At 68.0% G+C, this 1,392-nt stretch carries 1 protein-coding gene; it reads right to left on the bottom strand.

What is annotated here, in order from left to right; translation table 11 throughout:
- A partial coding sequence (locus tag J5M56_RS20835; protein WP_243430851.1) for an Ig-like domain-containing protein occupies positions 1–1,392 on the bottom strand: 1,392 nt, incomplete at both ends.

Below are 1,392 nucleotides of genomic sequence, written 5' to 3'. Positions count from 1 at the left end.
CGAATTGCAGCGGCGCCGAGGTGTTGCCAGCGGCGTCGACCAGGCGCACGTCCAGTGCTTGGCCATTGGCCTGGGCCGGCGACAGGGTGAGGCTGAAGGTGCCATCGGTCCCCACTTGGCCGCTGCCAACCAGGTTACCGGCGGCGTCACGCACCTGCACCGTAGTGCCAGGCTCACCGCGCCCGGTCAGGGTAACGCCGTCGGCAAGGGTAAGGTCAGTGGGTTGCGCTGGGGGTTGCAGATCGGCGGAGGTCACCGAGCCTGGGGCTGACACATTGCCGGCAGCATCGGTGAGGGTTACCTGCAGGGTGCTGCCGTCTTTCACGGCTGGCGACAAGGTGAGTAGGAACGTGCCATCGGCACCTACCGTGCCGCTGGCAATCAGGTTGCCGCTGGCATCGCGCACCTGCACGGTTGTGCCGGCTTCCCCCCTTCCGCTCAGTTGTTGGCCAGCAACGCCGATCACCAGGTTGGTCGGTGCCTCGGGAGGTGTGGTATCGGGTGGAGTGCCGTCGTCAGGCGCGCTGATCGCCGCAGCCCCAGAGGTGTTACCAGCGGCATCGGTGGCGGTGACGCTCAAGGCTTGGCCATTGGTCTGCGGCGGTTGCAAGGTGACGCTGAACAGCCCATCGGCCCCCGCGGTGGCAGTGCCCAGCAAGGTGCCGCCGGGGCCACGTACTTGCACGGTGGCGCCCGGCTCGGCGCGGCCGGTGAGGGTGGTGCCTTGGCTGTTGACTGCCAATTCGCTTGGCGGCGTGGGGGCGGTAGTGTCCGGTGCGTTCAGCGATCCGCCTTGCGAGGTGTTGCCAGCGGCATCGGTAGCGGTGACGCTCAAGGCCTGGCCATTGGTCTGCGGCGGTTGCAAGGTGACGCTGAACAGCCCATCGGCCCCCGCGGTGGCAGTGCCCAGCAAGGTCCCGCCGGGGCCACGTACTTGCACGGTGGCGCCCGGCTCGGCGCGGCCGGTGAGGGTGGTGCCTTGGCTGTTGACTGCCAATTCGCTTGGCGGCGTGGGGGCGGTAGTGTCCGGTGCGCTCAGCGTTCCGCTTTGCGAGGTGTTGCCAGCGGCATCGGTAGCGGTGACGCTCAAGGCCTGGCCATTGGTCTGCGGCGGTTGCAGCGTGACGCTGAACTGGCCGTCCGCGCCCGCAGTGGCAGTGCCTAAAAGAGTGCCGTCGGCGCCGCGTACTTGTACCGTGGAGCCCGGCTCGGCGCGGCCGGTGAGGGTGGTGCCTTGGCTGTTGACTGCCAATTCGCTTGGCGGCGTGGGGGCGGTAGTGTCAGGTGCGGTTACCGTGCCGCCCGTAGAGGTGTTGCCAGCGGGGTCGGTGATGGTGACGGTCAGCCCCTGGCCGTTATTTTGTTGGCTGCCCAGGTCGACTGTGAACGTAC

Origin of the sequence: Pseudomonas sp. 51_B (genome assembly GCF_017491595.1) — a bacterium.
Classification (GTDB): Bacteria; Pseudomonadota; Gammaproteobacteria; order Pseudomonadales; family Pseudomonadaceae; genus Aquipseudomonas; species Aquipseudomonas promysalinigenes.
This window is presented reverse-complemented; position numbering and strand designations above follow the sequence as displayed.